Origin of the sequence: Alicyclobacillus suci, assembly GCF_017329615.1 — a bacterium.
Lineage (GTDB): Bacteria > Bacillota > Bacilli > Alicyclobacillales > Alicyclobacillaceae > Alicyclobacillus > Alicyclobacillus suci.
Genome location: NZ_JAFMTW010000180.1, coordinates 1 through 393 on the forward strand (window position 1 = coordinate 1; position 393 = coordinate 393).

At 57.3% G+C, this 393-nt stretch carries 1 protein-coding gene; it reads left to right on the forward strand.

Features of this window, described 5'->3' with window-relative positions; all coding sequences use genetic code 11:
- Positions 1–393: transposase (locus J3482_RS20330; protein ID WP_206923107.1), on the forward strand; the 393-nt coding region annotated here is incomplete at both ends.

Sequence of the window (393 nt, forward strand, 5' to 3'; positions counted from 1 at the left end):
CCATCCTGGATGCGCCCGATATCCAAACAGCTCGACTACTCAAAGACAAGTTTGCCGAGGAGTACGCTGAGCGGGCACCCAAGGCCGTGAAAGTGCTGGAGGATGGGTTCGACGATGTAACTGCGGTGCTGGCTTTGCCTGAGCGTTATCGCCGGCGATTGCGCACGACCAACGGTGTGGAGCGACTGAACGAAGAAATCCGGCGCCGTGAGCGCGTCATACGCATCTTCCCCAACCGGGAGTCAGTGATACGGCTGATCGGGGCACTGCTGATGGAGATTGACGAGGCGTGGACAACAGGCCGTTGCTACCTGAACATGGAAGAATACTGGAAGTGGCGCAAGGAGCAAGAAGTCTCAGACCAACAAGAAAGTGACGCCCATCAGCCGTTGA